The following is a 15024-nucleotide window of genomic DNA, read 5'->3' as shown; positions in this document are numbered from 1 at the left end:
GGAGTTACCGGGCATGACGAAGATCGTCAACCACTGGATCGGCGGCAAGACCGTCGAAGGCGCCTCGGGTACGTACGGGCCGGTCACCGACCCGGCGACCGGTGCCGTCACCACCAAGGTCGCGTTCGCGACGGTCGACGAGGTGGACGCGGCGGTGGCCGCCGCCCAGGACGCCTTCGCGACCTGGGGCCGGTCCTCGCTGGCCCAGCGGACCGGGATCCTGTTCAAGTTCCGCGCGCTGGTCGACGCCCACCGCGACGAGATCGCCGAGCTGCTCACCGCCGAGCACGGCAAGGTGCACTCCGACGCCCTCGGCGAGGTGGCGCGCGGCCTGGAGATCATCGACCTCGCGTGCGGCATCACCGTGCAGCTGAAGGGCGAGCTGTCCACGCAGGTCGCCACCAACGTCGACGTGGCCGCGATCCGCCAGCCGCTCGGAGTCGTCGCGGGCATCACGCCGTTCAACTTCCCGGCGATGGTGCCGATGTGGATGTTCCCGATCGCCATCGCGTGCGGCAACACCTTCGTGCTCAAGCCCTCCGAGAAGGATCCGTCGGCGGCCAACAAGCTCGCCGAGCTGCTGGCCGAGGCCGGTCTGCCGGACGGTGTCTTCAACGTCGTGCACGGCGACAAGGTGGCCGTCGACCGGCTCCTGGAGCACCCGGACGTGAGGGCCGTCTCCTTCGTCGGCTCGACCCCGATCGCCCGCTACATCCACACCACGGCCTCCGCCAACGGCAAGCGCGTGCAGGCGCTCGGCGGCGCCAAGAACCACATGCTGGTCCTGCCGGACGCCGACCTGGACGCGGCCGCCGACGCGGCGGTCTCGGCCGCCTACGGCTCCGCCGGCGAGCGCTGCATGGCCATCTCCGCGGTCGTCGCGGTCGGCGCCATCGGCGACGAGCTGGTGGAGAAGATCCGCGAGCGCGCCGAGAAGATCAAGATCGGTCCCGGCAACGACCCGGCCTCCGAGATGGGCCCGCTCATCACCAAGGCACACCGCGACAAGGTGGCGTCGTACGTCTCCGGTGCCGCCGCCGAGGGCGCCGAGGTCGTGCTCGACGGCACCGGGTACACGGTCGACGGCTTCGAGGACGGCCACTGGATCGGCATCTCGCTGCTCGACAAGGTGCCGACGAGCGCCAAGGCCTACCAGGACGAGATCTTCGGCCCGGTGCTGTGCGTCCTGCGCGCCGACACCTACGAGGAGGGCGTGGCCCTCATCAACGCCTCGCCGTTCGGCAACGGCACCGCCATCTTCACCCGGGACGGCGGCGCCGCCCGCCGCTTCCAGCTGGAGATCGAGGCCGGCATGGTCGGCGTGAACGTCCCGATCCCGGTCCCCGTCGGCTACCACTCCTTCGGCGGCTGGAAGGACTCGCTCTTCGGCGACCACCACATCTACGGCAACGACGGCACGCACTTCTACACCCGCGGCAAGGTCGTCACGACCCGCTGGCCGGACCCGGCCGACGCCCCGGCGGGCGTCGACCTCGGCTTCCCGCGCAACCACTGAGCCCGTCGGCGTCCGGGCCCGTGATCAGTCCTACTGCTTCCGGGCCCGGGCGTTCTTCACCAGCTCGGTGAGGTCGCCGGTCTGCGCGGCGGGCGGTGCCGCGACGGCGGCCGTCCGGCCGAACTTCTCGAAGTCCATGGTGACGGTGCCGATGCCGACGTCCTCCTTCAGGCGGACCGGCAGGTCCTTGCCGTTCAGCCAGATGTCCACGGTCATCGAGCCGTCGGGGCCTGCCAGCGAACCGAAAGCGCCCTTCTTGTCGCTCAGGGCGTCCTTGAACTTGCCCATCTGGGACGCCTTGATGACGGCCCGGTAGTGGCTCGTGCGCTGCCCGTCGACGGTCTGCTCGCCGAGGTCGGTCGCGTGGTCCGCGTACCTCAGGTACTTCATGGAGTCCACCGGGCTGGCACCGCCGCCCGTGGCCATGGCCTGCGCGCCCTTCTCGCCGAACACAGCCGAGCCGTCTATCTTCATCCACTCCTTGCCCTTGAGCGGACCGGAGGGCTGCGGGCCGACGCGGTAGTAGTAGGCGCCGCCCACGAAGAGCACCCGGACCTTCGGGGAGGACGTCAGCGTCTGCATCTGAGCCTGCTTGGTGTCCATCTCGGCGTCGAACGCGAAGCCGTCGCCCCAGGAGTACGTGCCCTCCATGGTGATCGGGGGCTTCCCCGAGCCCATGTCGGTGCTCACCCGCACCTCGGCCGAACCGAGGTTCTCCGTCCGCTTCGTCGCGAGCTGCAGCGCCGCCATGATCCTGTCGGCGCCGTCCACCGCCTTGGCCGCCGTCCGCGCGCTGTTCGTGCCGCACGCCGAGGTCGCCAGCAGCGTGGCCGCCGTGAGCCCCACCCAGACAGCCGTGTGACGCGTCTTCATTTGTTCCCCACCCCACTAGTACGGGCACGTGTCCGTGCCCCATGGCGGTCGTGTCCGGTGACTCCACCGCCCCATGTGTCCGGTGACTCTAGCCAGTCCCTCTGACACCCCCCACTTTTTTGCCGCGGTCCCTGCGGTTCCCGTACCGACGCGAAGCGCCGGGGCGCTTGTGCGGAGCTGTCGTATGCGCGATTCCAAGGGCTGTTGAGCTTCGGATTCCGTAGGTAAACACCCATTGACGCAATGGTTTTCGTCGGTGTTCCATTCAGCGCCGGGAGCGACGGAGATGACGTACGCCACGAGCCGCCGGAGGCGATAGCGCTCCCGCCCGAACCACCGAACCGCTGCCGTACGAGTCGATCGGAACCGCTTCATGACCGACACGCTCCGCCCTGCCGACACCGCCGTCCCGCAAACACCGGACGGTAGTTCCCAGACGCTCAGGCGTTCCATCGGCGTCGTCGGCGGCACCCTGCTGACGCTCTCGTGCGTGACCCCCGCCTCCACGCTCTTCGTCGTGGTCCCCGATCTGTTCGGCACGCTCGGCACCGCCACCGCCCTGACGATCGCCCTCGGCTCCCTGCTCTGTATCGCCGTGGCCTTCTGCTACTCGGAGCTGGGCACCCTCATCCCCAGCGCGGGCGGCGAGTACGCCATGGTGTCGACGCTCGCCGGACGGCTGGCGGGCTGGCTCGTCTTCGTGCTCTCCCTGCTGGTCGTGCTGATCGTGCCGCCGGTGATCGCGATGGGCACCGCCGACTACCTCGCCCCGGTCGTCCACCTCGACCCGGCGATGACCGGCGCCGGCGTCATGCTGCTCGCCACCCTCGCCGGCCTGCTCGACCTGCGCGCCAACGCCTGGATCACCGGCATCTTCCTGGTCCTGGAGGTCATCGCCGCCGCGGTCGTCGCCCTGCTGGGCTTCACCCACAGCCGGCGTGGCGCCGGAAGCCTGGTGTCGATGCAGGTGGCGGGTTCCGGCCATCACCCGGACACCGTGACGGCCATGATGGTCGTCTCCGGGCTGGCCATCGCCCTCTTCGTCACCCAGGGCTTCTCGACGGCCGTCTACCTGTCCGAGGAACTGGACGACCCGCGCCGCAGCGTCGCCCGCACCGTCCTGGCCACGCTCGCCATCTCCTCCGTCATCATCCTGGTCCCGGTCGTCGCCATCACCCTGGGCGCGTCCGACCTGAAGGAGCTGACCGGCGGCGACATCGGCTCCATGGTCACGGCCTGGTCCAACTCCGCCGTCGGCACCTTCGTCAGCCTCTGCGTGGCCCTCGCGATCGTCAACGCGGGCATCGTCATGGTCATCCAGAACTCCCGCGTCCTGTTCGCCTCGGCCCGCGACAGGGCCTGGCCCGAGCCGGTCAACCACGCCTTCTCCCGGCTCGGCCGCTTCGGCTCGCCCTGGGTCGCCACGCTCGCGGTCGGCGTGCCCGGCGCGCTGCTCTGCTTCGTCGACCTGGACACGCTGTACGGCGTCACGGGCGTCTCGGTGACCGCCATGTACCTCCTCGTCGCGGTCGCCGCACTGCTCGCCCGGCGTGGCTCGCACCGGCACACGCCCGCCTGGCGCATGCCGCTGTGGCCCGCGACGCCGATCCTGCTCATCGCCGTCCTGGCGTACGTCCTCAGCCGGCAGGAGACCGGCTATCTCCTGTGGACCGGCGGCATCACCGCGGTCGCCACCCTCTACTGGGCGCTGTACCTCCGCCCGCGCCGAGCGACCCACTGGCTGGTGTCGATCCCGGAGGACGCGCGCGCCTGAGGCGGGGCTGCCGGACCCATTGACCTACGCCTACGCGCGAGTAAGTTGCCCTCCCGGGTAAGTAGGTTCGGCAGCACGTCAGCACCAGTCGCGACCCCGGGAGCCGGCATGGGCGTACGCAGGGATCTGAAGCGGGCCGGGCGGCGTACCGACCTGGCCGAGCGCACCCGGGTGGAGACCGTCCGGGACGAACAGGGCGTCGTGCGCGAGGCCCGCACCCCGGCACTGGTGCCCGCCCCGGCCGCCGGTTCCATCGCCGACCTGCCCCTCACCAACGCGGCCGAGGCCCCCGACGACGTGATCCTGCGCCGCCGCGAGCACGGCACCTGGCGGCCGGTCACCGCGGCCGGATTCGCCCGTGACGTCATGGACGCCGCCAAGGGCCTGATCGCGGCGGGCCTCGAACCGGGCGGCCGCGTCGCGGTGATGTCCCGTACCCGCTACGAGTGGACCGTCCTCGACTTCGCGATCTGGGCGGCCGGCGGCCAGACCGTGCCGATCTACGCCACCTCCTCGGCCGAGCAGGTGGAGTGGATCGTCCGCGACTCCGGTGCCCGGTACGTCGTCACCGAGACCGCCGAGAACACCGCCACCGTCGCCACCGGAACCGCCCGCCACCCCGAACCCCCGCGCGTCTGGACCCTCGACGAGGGCGGCCTCACCGCGCTCACGGCCCTGGGCCGCGACATCCCCGACAAGGAGGTCGCGGAGCGCCGCGACGCCCTGACCCCGGACACCGTCGCCACGATCTGCTACACGTCCGGCACCACCGGACAACCCAAGGGCTGCGTCCTCACCCATGCCAACCTGCACGCCGAGGCCGCCAACACGATCCAGCTGCTCCTGCCCGTCTTCCGGGAGGTGACCGGCCAGACCCCCTCGACCCTGCTCTTCCTGCCGCTCGCCCACATCATGGGCCGCACCCTGCAGATCGCCTGCCTGATGGCCCGCATCGAGATCGGCCACTTCCCCAGCGTCAAACCCGACGAACTCCGGCCCGCGCTAAGGGAGTTCCGCCCGACCTTCCTGGTCGGGGTGCCGTACCTCTTCGAGAAGATCCACGACACCGGACGCGCGACCGCCGAGAAGATCGGCCGCGCCGCCTCCTTCGACCGCGCCGAGCGGGTCGCGGTCCGCTTCGGCGAGGCGTACCTGGCCAAGTTCCTGGGGACCGGCAAGGGGCCCGGCCTCGGCCTGTACGCCGCCTGGGCCCTGTACGACCTGCTGGTCTACCGCCGTATCCGCAAGGAACTCGGCGGCCGCATGCGGTACGCCATCAGCGGCGGCTCCCCGCTCGACCGCGACCTCAACCTCTTCTTCTACGCCGCCGGGATCATCGTCTACGAGGGCTACGGCCTCACCGAGACCACCGCCGCCGCCACCATCGTGCCCCCGCTGAAGCCCCGCCCCGGCACGGTCGGCCCACCGGTCCCCGGCGTCGCCGTCCGCATCGCCGACGACGGCGAGGTGCTGATCAACGGCGGGCTGGTCTTCGGGTCGTACTGGAACGACCCGGCGGCGACCGACGAGGTGCTCGGCGACGAGTGGTTCGCCACCGGCGACCTCGGCTCGCTCGACGACGACGGCTACCTCACCATCACCGGCCGCAAGAAGGACATCCTCGTCACCTCCGGCGGCAAGAACGTCTCCCCGGCCGTCCTGGAGGACCGGCTGCGCAGCCGCGCACCGGTCGGCCAGTGCCTCGTCGTCGGCGACAACCGTCCCTTCGTCGGCGCGCTGATCACCCTGGACCCCGAGGCGGTCTCCCACTGGCTGTCCGTACGGGGGCTGCCCGCCGACACCCCGACGTCCGAGCTCGTGCAGGACCCGCGGCTGCGCGCCGACGTGCAGCGGGCCGTCGACCACGCCAACGAGGCCGTCTCGCGCGCCGAGTCGATCCGCGCCTTCCGGCTGGTCGAGGGGGAGTTCACCGAGGACAACGGGCTGCTCACACCGTCGCTCAAGGTCAAGCGGCACGCGGTGCTGGCGGCGTACGCGCAGGAGATCGAGGCGCTGTACCGGCGCTGACGTACGGCAGAGGCGGCGTACGGGACGGGGGGACAACACGACGGCGGGTCACCGGAGTTCCGGTGACCCGCCGTGGAGCGGTCGAGGCTCAGCTGTTGCCGGTGCCGTTGGCCGACAGGGCCGAGATGTCGTCCAGGATGTGCGACAGCGGCTCGTCGCCCTTGGCCTGGGACGAGTTCTCGGTGCACTGCTGGGTCTGCGGCGAGGACAGGACGTTGAGGTCCTGGACGGTGACCGGGACGACGCCGACGAGCGAGCCGACGTTCGCCTTGGCGGGCAGGCCGACGCAGGGCTTGTTCAGCGACCCCTGGACCAGCGACATCTGCGGGCTCATGGCACCGGTCGTGGTCGAGTTGCCGAACGACGACGTGGCGTTGCTGCCGCTGTCAGTGGTCGTGCCGTTGTCGTTACCGGTGGCCAGAGCCTGCGGGGCGGCCGCGACCGCGAGGCCCGCGACCGAGGCGGCTACAGCGGCGGTTGCCCACAGCTTCTTCATGTTCGTTCCCTTCGAAAGGCGGACTCCGGGGGGAGTTGCATGATCGTCAACGGTGTCGACCCGCCCGGAGTTGCGGGCGGTTACCCGAATGGCCCAGCGCAGTCCGATCAGGTCACAAACGCTCCGCGGCTCACCGGGCGGAGCGCCGGACGGCCGACCGGGCTCATGGGCGAGGCCGCACCCGGCGGCGGGCCGCGACGCAGACCAGCGGGCCGCCGGAGCCGGCGGCCCGCTGAGGGAGGCCCGGACGAGGGCTCGGAAGGTGTCCGGGCTACTGGTTGTTGGTGCCGTTGCCCGACAGGAGCGGGATGTCGTCCAGGACGTGCGACAGCGGCTCGTCGCCCTTGGCCTGGCTCGAGTTCTCGGTGCACTGCTGGGTCTGCGGCGAGGACAGGACGTTGAGGTCCTGGGCCGAGATCGGAACGACGCCGAGGACCGAGCCCACGTTGGCCTTGGCCGGCAGACCGATGCAGGGCTTGTTGAGCGAGCCCTGGATGAGCGCCATCTGCGGGCTCATCGCACCGGTCGTGGTCGAGTTGCCGAACTCCTGGCGCGCGCCGACGCCGCTGTCGGTGGTGGTGCCGTGGTCGTTGCCGATGGCCAGAGCCTGCGGGGCGGCGGTGGCCGAGACACCGACGACGGAGGCGGCGACCGCGGCGGAGGCCAGAACCTTCTTGATCACTTGCGATTCCCTTCTGGAAAAACCCCGTCCACCGGAGCGCCCTGGTTCAACTGCCCGCGGCTGGTTCGGTTCCTGTCGTTCACTCCAACGGCCCATATACCGGACCTTGACGCGAATGCTCTGCGGGCCCGGGGTTTCCGTGAATTTCGCGCATCCGAACGAGCCGATCGAGTGACGCGCCGCAACCATTTTTCGTGGATCTGGTTGATGCGGGGGCAGGAACGTGCTTCTTGGCCGCTCTTGGCCGGGAGCCAGGAAAGGAAAAGCGAAATGCTGAAGAAGGCAATGGCCGTGGCGGCGGTCGCCGCGTCCGTCGTCGGCGCGTCGGCGGCGGTCGCCCCCCAGGCGCTTGCCACCGGCAACGACCACGGCACCACCACCACGAGCGGCGACCGCGCGAGCGAGTCGTTCGGCAACTCGGAGACGAGGGGCTCCATGAGCCCGCAGGCCACCCTGGCGCAGGGCTCGCTGAACAAGCTGTGCGTCGGCGCGCCGGTGAAGGCGAACGCGGGCTCGGCCGTCGGCCTCCTCGTCCCGGTCACCGCTCAGGACGTCCCCGTTCTGTCGTCGCCGCAGACCCAGCAGTGTGCCGAGAACTCGTCCCAGGCCAAGGGCGACGAGCCGGTGTCACACGTCCTGGACGACATCTCGGCCCTGTCGGCCAACGGCACAGGTAACAGCTGAGCCGATTCTTCCACGAAAAGGCCGCCCGGGTCGCGCACCGTCGGTGCGCCACGGTCCGGGTGGCCTTTTCCGGCGATGGTTCAGCAGCGGGTCACCGAGTCCGGGTTCCGCCGTTCGGGCGATCAGTTCCCTCGTAAGCGTTTCTTATGTGAGGGCGTTTGAGTGAATTCCCGGGCGGCGCACGTTCCACGGTTTCTTCTCCGTCTATTCCTCGTTCTACAGCCTGCCGGTCATGGTGCGAGCCGCTCAAGCTGCGCTCGCTCGGTTTCGGCCGTCACAGAGGCATGACCGCGGAGAAGGGAAAGTTCATGAAGAAGACCGCTGCCGTTGTCGCCGGCGCGATCCTGGCTCTGGGTATGGCCGCCCCGGCCTTCGCGGACGGCAACGCCTCGGGCACCGCCGTCTCCAGCCCGGGCCTCCTGTCCGGCAACGTCATCCAGATTCCCGTGCACGTTCCGGTCAACCTGTGCGGTAACACGGTGGACGTCATTGGCCTGCTGAACCCTGCGGGCGGCTCCGCCTGCAGCAACTCCTGACAGTACGACAACACGGACCCGGCCTCCGGCTGGGTCCCGGCCGGCTCCGGACCGTCGATGCTTCGCATCTTCGCTCCGGGGCCGGCCGCCCCAATTCTTCAAGCAGGAAGACAACGAGATTGCGACAGACCCTGAGCAGGGGAGTGGTCGTGGCTGCCGCCGCGACGGGCATTCTGTCCCTGTACGGCAGCCCCGCGCTCGCCGACTCGAACGCGGACGGGGTAGCCACGGGATCGCCTGGCGTCGCGTCCGGCAACAATGTGCAGGTTCCGGTGCACGTGCCGGTGAATGCCTGTGGCAACACCGTGGACGTGGTTGCCGCGCTTAATCCGGCGTTTGGTAACTCCTGTGCCAATGCGTCGGGTTCGCAGTCCGGTGGCACCGGCGGTAGTTCTACAGGTTCGTCGGCGTTCGGCCAGGCCGTGGGGTCCCCGGGCGTGGCCTCTGGGAACAATGTGCAGGTTCCGGTGCATGCGCCGGTGAATGCCTGTGGCAACACCGTGGACGTGGTTGCCGCGCTTAATCCGGCGTTTGGTAACTCCTGTGCCAATGCGTCGGGTTCGCAGTCCGGTGGCACCGGCGGTAGTTCTACAGGTTCGTCGGCGTTCGGCCAGGCCGTGGGGTCCCCGGGCGTGGCCTCTGGGAACAATGTGCAGGTTCCGGTGCATGCGCCGGTGAATGCCTGTGGCAACACCGTGGACGTGGTTGCCGCGCTTAATCCGGCGTTTGGTAACTCCTGTGCCAATGCGTCGGGTTCGCAGCCTGGTGGCAGTGGCGGCAGTTCCGCAGGTTCGTCGGCGTCCGGCCAGGCCGTGGGCTCTCCGGGCGTCGCGTCCGGTAACAATGTGCAGGTTCCGGTGCATGCGCCGGTGAACGGGTGCGGTAACGCGGTGGATGCGGTCGGCGTCCTCAACCCGGCCTACGGCAACGACTGCACGACGACGCCGGCAATCACGCCGCCGCCCACCCGGACGACGCCGCCGGCCATGCCGCCGACGACGCCGCCGACCTGGACGAGGCCGCCGACGATGCCTCCGAGTTGGACGACGCCTCCGAGTTGGACGACGCCTCCGAGTTGGACGACGCCGCCCAGCTGGACGACGCCACCCAGCTGGACGACGCCACCGAGTTGGACGACGCCGCCGAGCTGGACGAGGCCGCCGATGGCGCCGCCCACGTGGATGCCGCCCACCCGGACGACGTCCCCCGTGGACTACCACCCCGGACATCCGCCCACCCTGGCGCACACCGGCAGTGAGGCGATGATCGCGACCTCCGCCTTCAGTGCGGTACTGCTCGCGGCCGGGACGGTCCTCTACCGGCGAAGCCGGCACGGGTCCCAGCGGTAACACGCCCGGGTGCCGGGCGCCGCCGCCCGGCACCCGCCTAGACGACTTTTGACGGTTCGTCCGACAGCGCTGACTGTTCTGACTGTTCCGGCAGTTCTTCCACTTCTGACAGCGGGGTGGCTCACCCTCGCGCGCTCGGGGCGCGCACCTCTTTCGGGATGCCTTTCGGGATGCCCTGGGGGAAGTGAGCATGATGATGGCGATGTGTCGGCTGCGGTGCCCCTTCCGGAGATCACTCCTTTGGCCGCAAACCTCATGGACGCGCAACGCGTTGACACAACGCCGGGCATCCCGCCCGATGCTTCGTGTCAACCCCAAGGAGCACCTCTCCATGTCGCGTATCGCCAAGGGCCTGGCCCTGACCTCCGTTGCCGTTGCCGCCGTCGCTGCCGGTGCCGGCGTCGCCGCCGCCGACAGCGGGGCGTACGGCGGCTCCGCCAACTCCCCGGGTGTGGCGTCGGGCAACGTCGTCCAGGCCCCGATCCACGTTCCGGTCAACGTCTGCGGCGACTCCGTCGACGTCATCGGCCTGCTGAACCCGGCGTTCGGCGCCTCCTGCGCCAACGGCTGACGTCACGGCGCACCCCTTCGGCCGGCCGCCCTCCCGCGATTCCTGCGCGGGATGGCGGCCGGTTCGCCATGTGCGCGTCCGCGCTCACCCACGGCCCTTTACGGTCGTGATCTTTCGGGGATCTCATATGTCTTCTGCCCGCGGGGTTTCCGCCCCGGCCGGACCTCGTTGTGCACGGCGTCAGAACTCCCTGTGGTGACGTGAGTTGCCGAAGAAAGGAACAGGATGAAGTCCCTGAAGGCTGCCGCTGTCGTTGCCGGTTCCGTGGCCCTCGCCGGCGTCGCCGCGCCCGCGTTCGCCCAGAACGCCGCCGACCTCACGCCCACCAGCCTCAACGGCGCCGTCAACACGCTCACCAGGGGTCCCCTCACCGTGCACGACGTGATGCCGCTGCAGCACCAGTCGGACGCGCTCGACACCGAGAGCAAAGGCTCCGTGCTCAACACGGTCAAGGGCGCGACCGGCGCGCTCAACCAGCACAGCCGACTGCTGGGCGGCCTGCCGCTGCAGAGCTGACTCCCTGGGCGTGGGCTGGGCCGGCCGCACGGGATCGGCGACCTGCGCGAGTCGGGGGCTGCGCGAGCTGTTCGAGGGGCGCCGAGAGGCGTCCCTCGTTCGTGTGGAGCACCCCGGGCGCGTCCTCCGGTCGGGTGAGAGTGCGCCCGGTCGTCGTACGGCCCGTGGATAAGGTCGCGCGGTGACCTCAACCCCACACGAAACACGCCCCTTCCGCGTAGCCGAACTCGGCACGATCTCCGTGCTGGCCTGGAGTGGCGAGGCGCCCGACGGAGCCGACATGCCGTACCTGCTGGCCTACTCCCTGGGGGACGCCGAGGGCGGACCGGAGGTGACGTCCGCCGCGGTCGAGCGGCTGCTGGTGAACCACGGTCTGCCGGTCGGCGACCGGCTCGTCGACGGCACCACCAGGCCCAGTCTGCCGGTCGGTCTGCTCGTCGAGGCGGGCCAGGCCGTCGTCACCCTGCCGCCGCTCAACGCCCAGTGCACGGCTCCGCCGGAGTGGCTCGCGGCGGTGGCCCAACGCGGTCACGCCTACCTCGTGTTCACCACTCGCCCCTGGCCCGAGGGGCAGCCCGGCCGACCGCTCGACGCGGTCGAACTGGCCGCCTTCGCCGGTGCCGACGAGACCCTGAACGCCGCCGCGCACGTCATCCTGCCGGCCCGCAGCCTGCGCTTCTGATGGCCCGAACGGTGGGCGGCAGCCGGGCGTTCGCGCTCCTGCTGGTGCTCACCGGCGCGGCCGGCCTGCTGGCCTCCTGGGTCATCACGATCGACGAGTTCAAACTGCTCCAGGACCCGCACTTCACCCCGGGATGCAGCCTGAACCCGGTGGTTTCCTGCGGCAGCGTGATGAAGAGCGAGCAGGCCTCGGTCTTCGGGTTCCCCAACCCGATGCTCGGCCTGGTGGCCTACGCCGTCGTGATCTGCGTCGGCGTGAGCCTGCTGGCGGCGGCGCGGTTCCCGGGCTGGTACTGGCTGGCCTTCGCGGCCGGGTGCCTGTTCGGGGTCGGGTTCGTGTCGTGGCTGCAGTTCGAGTCGCTGTACCGGATCAACGCGCTGTGCCTGTGGTGCTGCCTCGCCTGGGCCGCGACGATCCTGATGTTCTGGTACGTCACGTCCTTCGTCGTACGGAACGCATTCCTGCCCGCGCCGGGCTGGTTGAGGTCCTTCTTCGGTGAATTCACGTGGGTGGTGGCCCTGTTGCACATCGGCGTCGTCGGGATGCTGGTTTTCACCCGCTGGTGGGACTTCTGGACGAGCTGACTATTGCTGCATCCGGAGGATTCTTGAACTGGTGTGGTTTTCCAGCTCGTTACACGGTACGGACGCCGACTCCCCCGCACGCGGAAAGGGACCGTACCTGTCATGAAGCCGAGCACCCGAGGAACCCTTGCCGCCGTCATCACGGGCGTCGCGGCCACCGTGGGAGCCGCAGCGACCCCCGCCGCCGCGGTCGGCACGGTACCCGTGCCCGTCCCGCTGGACGGCGTGGAGAAGTCCCTCAACGTCGATCTGCCCAAGGTCGGCGGTGAGCTGCCGCTGCCGACGCCGGGCGCCCCGGAGGAGCCGAGGCACGTCGAGGGCCGGTTCATCCCGGAGCACGTCGTTCCGCAACTGCCGCTCAACGGCGGCCTGCCCGGTGCCGGGCTGCGGGCGCCCCTGCCCCACGTGCTCGGCCGCGGCTTCGACCACGTGGGCCTGGACGCGCCCGCCGCCGGCCTCAGGGCCCTCGCCCCCGGCATCGCGGCCGATGCCCCGCTGACCGCACCGAACCCGGACCGCCTCGGCCTCCCGGACCCGAAGCTCCCCCAGGCAGGTGTCCTCGGCCCGGCCTTGCGAACGGCTCCCGTCGCGAACCTGGGGCTGGCCCCCGGGCGGTAGCACCGGAAGGACGGCGAGAGGCAAGGACGACGACGGGGAAGACGGGGAGACGCAGAGAGGACGACGGGGGAGGCGGCAAGAGGCAAGGGCGACGGGCTCGGACAGACCCGGTAGGGATCCGGACGGGCTCGGGCGCCTGGGGCGCACCGGGCCCGTCGGCGTTCCGCTCCTCGACCGCCGCCTCGTGCGTCACCGCCGCGTACGCCACCGCCGTATGGCCGTGCGGCGGTGGCCGCGGGGCCGTACGGCGGGTACTGCTACGGACAACCGAACCCTACGAGGAGTGAGCCATGGTCGTCAGTATCGGGGGAGCGCCGGTCGGGTCGGGGAGCCAGGGGAGAGGCGGGCCGGAAGGGCGCACACGGCGAGAGGTGGCGCGCGGGCTGCTCGCCTCCGCCGCCGCTCTGGCGGTCACCTCCGTCGTCGGGGCCTCTCGCCCCCGCTCCCGTGAGGTCGAGGCGGGGAGCGGCCCCTTCGACGAGACCTACCACGGTCGCCGTATCCGGGGATTCCCGATTCCCGTGGGGGAGCGAGTCACCGACGGCGCGGAGTGGGAGGTCACCGTGGACGGCCGCCCGCTGCCGCTGATGCGCCGCGCCGACGGCACCTGGCTGAGCATGATCGACCACTACAGCTCGTACCGGACGCCGAGGGAGGCGGCCCGCGCCGCCGTCGACGAACTCGGCACGCAGCGGCTGCGCGACCCGGCCCCGGAGCCGGTCGGCGGCCATCCGCAGATAGGAGGACCGTATGGCGTACGTGCGTAAGGACGTGAGCACGCTGACGCGCACCGAACGGCAGCGGTTCGTCAAGGCGATGCTCGAGGTCAAACGGCGGGGCGAGTACGACGAGTTCGTGCGCACGCACATCGAGTACTTCGTCGGTGACGGCGAACCCGGCCTGCGCGTGGCCCACATGACGCCCTCGTTCCTGCCCTGGCACCGCCGGTTCCTGCTGGAGCTGGAGCACGCCCTGCGCCGCGTCGACTCCTCGGTGACGCTGCCGTACTGGGACTGGACCCGGCACCGTACGGCCACGTCGGTGCCGTGGACCACGGACCTGCTCGGGGGCAACGGACGGCGCTCCGACCAGCAGGTGACGACGGGGCCCTTCGCCTACGCGGCGGGCCACTGGACCATCAAGGAGGGCATCACCGACGCGAAGTTCCTCACCCGGGACCTCGGCCGCTCCCGCGACCCGATCAAACTGCCCACCCAGGCAGATGTGCGATGGGCGCTGAACGACCCCGTCTACGACGTCTCGCCCTGGAACTCGACCGTCCGCAGGGGCTTCCGCAACAAGCTGGAGGGCTGGGGCATCGGACACGGCAGCAGCTCCTGGCACAACCACAACAGGGTCCACCGCTGGGTCGGCGGTGCGATGCTCACGGGCGCGTCCGTGAACGACCCCGTGTTCTGGCTGCACCACGCCTTCCTGGATCTGCAGTGGACCCGCTGGCAGCGACGGCACCGGGAGCACCGCTACCTGCCGGCCCGGCCGCCCGGCCCGGACAACGAGCAGCACCGGCGCATCGTGGCCCGGCACGAGCGGATGCCGCCGTGGGACGTGACGCCCGACGAGATGGAGAACGTCGGGCGGATCTACCGCTACGCGTGACGACCGTCGGCGCCGCCCCTGCCGCCGCCCATGGGAGAGCCCCGGTGCTCGAGGTGAGATGCCGGGGCTCTCCGTGGGGGCGCTGAGGGGATCAGACGCCGTAGGCGGGGGTGCGGGGGGTGACCGGGGGGTTCGCCGGGGTGGTCGCCGCGGTCGTCGCGGTCCCGCTCGGGTTGTCGCACTTGCTGCCGAAGGCCGGGTTCAGCAGGCCGATGACGTCCACGGTGTCGCCGCAGGCGTTGACCGGCACGTGGAGCGGAACCTGGACCACGTTGCCCGACAGAACACCGGGGTTGCCGGTGGCGGTGCCCGCCGCGCCCGCGTCGGCCAGGGCCAGACCGGCGCCGCTGAACACCACGGCACCCGTGCCGAGTGCGACGGCGGCTGCCTTCGCGATGCGAGACATCAGTTCTCCTTATTGCTGGGGGAATCGCTGGGGAGCGGTTGCTCGGGAGCGCGACGACGGGACCCGCCGTCGCACTTCCCGTTCAACGCGGC

At 70.5% G+C, this 15024-nt stretch carries 18 protein-coding genes and 1 pseudogene; 14 read left to right on the top strand and 5 right to left on the bottom strand.

Annotated elements, in window-relative coordinates; translation table 11 throughout:
* Positions 1-13 precede the first annotated feature (13 nt).
* Positions 14-1516 (top strand): CoA-acylating methylmalonate-semialdehyde dehydrogenase, encoded by a 1503-nt coding sequence (gene mmsA / locus ABZ910_RS30380; RefSeq protein ID WP_361371168.1) that lies wholly within the window; start codon positions 14-16, stop codon positions 1514-1516.
* A gap of 30 nt (positions 1517-1546) precedes the next feature.
* On the opposite strand, the gene ABZ910_RS30375 is transcribed toward mmsA, so the two are convergent.
* On the bottom strand, positions 1547-2389 hold the full coding sequence (locus ABZ910_RS30375) for a hypothetical protein (RefSeq protein WP_361371165.1): 843 nt from the start codon (positions 2387-2389) through the stop codon (positions 1547-1549).
* Positions 2390-2762: 373 nt separating this feature from the next.
* On the opposite strand from ABZ910_RS30375, the gene ABZ910_RS30370 reads away from it, so the two are divergent.
* Entirely contained in the window at positions 2763-4163 is a 1401-nt protein-coding gene (locus tag ABZ910_RS30370; protein ID WP_361371162.1) for an APC family permease, read from the top strand.
* Between the two features lie 108 nt (positions 4164-4271).
* The gene (locus ABZ910_RS30365) at positions 4272-6191 is read left to right on the top strand and encodes an AMP-dependent synthetase/ligase (protein WP_361371159.1); all 1920 of its coding nucleotides are present in this window, start codon (positions 4272-4274) and stop codon (positions 6189-6191) included.
* An 88-nt stretch (positions 6192-6279) separates the two neighbouring features.
* Here the strand turns inward: ABZ910_RS30365 and ABZ910_RS30360 are convergent, their stop codons facing one another.
* Positions 6280-6687 carry a rodlin gene (locus ABZ910_RS30360; RefSeq protein ID WP_361371156.1) on the bottom strand — a complete coding sequence of 136 codons (408 nt, stop codon included), beginning with the start codon at positions 6685-6687 and terminating at the stop codon, positions 6280-6282.
* A 271-nt stretch (positions 6688-6958) separates the two neighbouring features.
* Positions 6959-7369: a rodlin gene (locus tag ABZ910_RS30355; RefSeq protein WP_361371153.1), complete on the bottom strand. Its 411-nt coding sequence runs from the start codon at positions 7367-7369 to the stop codon at positions 6959-6961.
* A 270-nt stretch (positions 7370-7639) separates the two neighbouring features.
* Here ABZ910_RS30355 and ABZ910_RS30350 point away from each other — a divergent pair, with 270 nt between their 5' ends.
* The 3 genes and pseudogenes from ABZ910_RS30350 to ABZ910_RS30340 all read left to right on the top strand — a co-directional run.
* Positions 7640-8053, top strand: a complete 414-nt coding sequence (locus tag ABZ910_RS30350) for a rodlin (protein WP_361371150.1) — start codon at positions 7640-7642, stop codon at positions 8051-8053.
* A gap of 308 nt (positions 8054-8361) precedes the next feature.
* Positions 8362-8589 (top strand): chaplin, encoded by a 228-nt coding sequence (locus ABZ910_RS30345; RefSeq protein ID WP_361371147.1) that lies wholly within the window; start codon positions 8362-8364, stop codon positions 8587-8589.
* Positions 8590-8732: 143 nt separating this feature from the next.
* Positions 8733-9467, top strand: a pseudogene (locus tag ABZ910_RS30340) (chaplin); the annotation flags it as partial.
* A 41-nt stretch (positions 9468-9508) separates the two neighbouring features.
* On the opposite strand, the gene ABZ910_RS30335 reads toward ABZ910_RS30340, so the two are convergent.
* A complete protein-coding gene (locus ABZ910_RS30335; RefSeq protein WP_361371321.1) occupies positions 9509-9781 on the bottom strand; it encodes a hypothetical protein in 273 nt (90 codons plus the stop codon).
* Between the two features lie 16 nt (positions 9782-9797).
* On the opposite strand from ABZ910_RS30335, the gene ABZ910_RS30330 reads away from it, so the two are divergent.
* From ABZ910_RS30330 to ABZ910_RS30295, 8 genes are all read left to right on the top strand, one after another.
* Positions 9798-9938, top strand: coding sequence for an LPXTG cell wall anchor domain-containing protein (locus ABZ910_RS30330; protein ID WP_361371318.1), 141 nt, complete (start codon positions 9798-9800; stop codon positions 9936-9938).
* Between the two features lie 331 nt (positions 9939-10269).
* Entirely contained in the window at positions 10270-10509 is a 240-nt protein-coding gene (locus ABZ910_RS30325) for a chaplin (RefSeq protein ID WP_361371144.1), read from the top strand.
* Between the two features lie 225 nt (positions 10510-10734).
* The gene (locus ABZ910_RS30320) at positions 10735-11025 is read left to right on the top strand and encodes a hypothetical protein (protein ID WP_361371141.1); all 291 of its coding nucleotides are present in this window, start codon (positions 10735-10737) and stop codon (positions 11023-11025) included.
* A 181-nt stretch (positions 11026-11206) separates the two neighbouring features.
* Positions 11207-11707 carry a DUF5949 family protein gene (locus ABZ910_RS30315; RefSeq protein WP_361371138.1) on the top strand — a complete coding sequence of 167 codons (501 nt, stop codon included), beginning with the start codon at positions 11207-11209 and terminating at the stop codon, positions 11705-11707.
* Positions 11707-12291 (top strand): vitamin K epoxide reductase family protein, encoded by a 585-nt coding sequence (locus ABZ910_RS30310; RefSeq protein ID WP_361371135.1) that lies wholly within the window; start codon positions 11707-11709, stop codon positions 12289-12291. Before ABZ910_RS30315 ends, ABZ910_RS30310 begins: the two co-directional genes overlap by 1 nt.
* Positions 12292-12393: 102 nt before the next feature.
* A complete protein-coding gene (locus tag ABZ910_RS30305; protein ID WP_361371132.1) occupies positions 12394-12909 on the top strand; it encodes a hypothetical protein in 516 nt (171 codons plus the stop codon).
* 290 nt (positions 12910-13199) lie between these two features.
* On the top strand, positions 13200-13676 hold the full coding sequence (locus ABZ910_RS30300) for a tyrosinase family oxidase copper chaperone (protein ID WP_361371129.1): 477 nt from the start codon (positions 13200-13202) through the stop codon (positions 13674-13676).
* A complete protein-coding gene (locus tag ABZ910_RS30295) occupies positions 13660-14526 on the top strand; it encodes a tyrosinase family protein (protein WP_361371126.1) in 867 nt (288 codons plus the stop codon). The genes ABZ910_RS30300 and ABZ910_RS30295 overlap by 17 nt, the downstream gene beginning before the upstream one ends.
* A 91-nt stretch (positions 14527-14617) precedes the next feature.
* Here the strand turns inward: ABZ910_RS30295 and ABZ910_RS30290 are convergent, their stop codons facing one another.
* Entirely contained in the window at positions 14618-14932 is a 315-nt protein-coding gene (locus ABZ910_RS30290) for a chaplin (protein ID WP_361371123.1), read from the bottom strand.
* Positions 14933-15024: the final 92 nt, after the last annotated feature.

This window comes from Streptomyces sp. NPDC046805, from assembly GCF_040645355.1.
Taxonomy (GTDB): domain Bacteria; phylum Actinomycetota; class Actinomycetes; order Streptomycetales; family Streptomycetaceae; genus Streptomyces.
The sequence above is the reverse complement of the archived record's forward strand: the minus strand, read 5'-3'. Positions and strand labels throughout refer to the sequence as shown.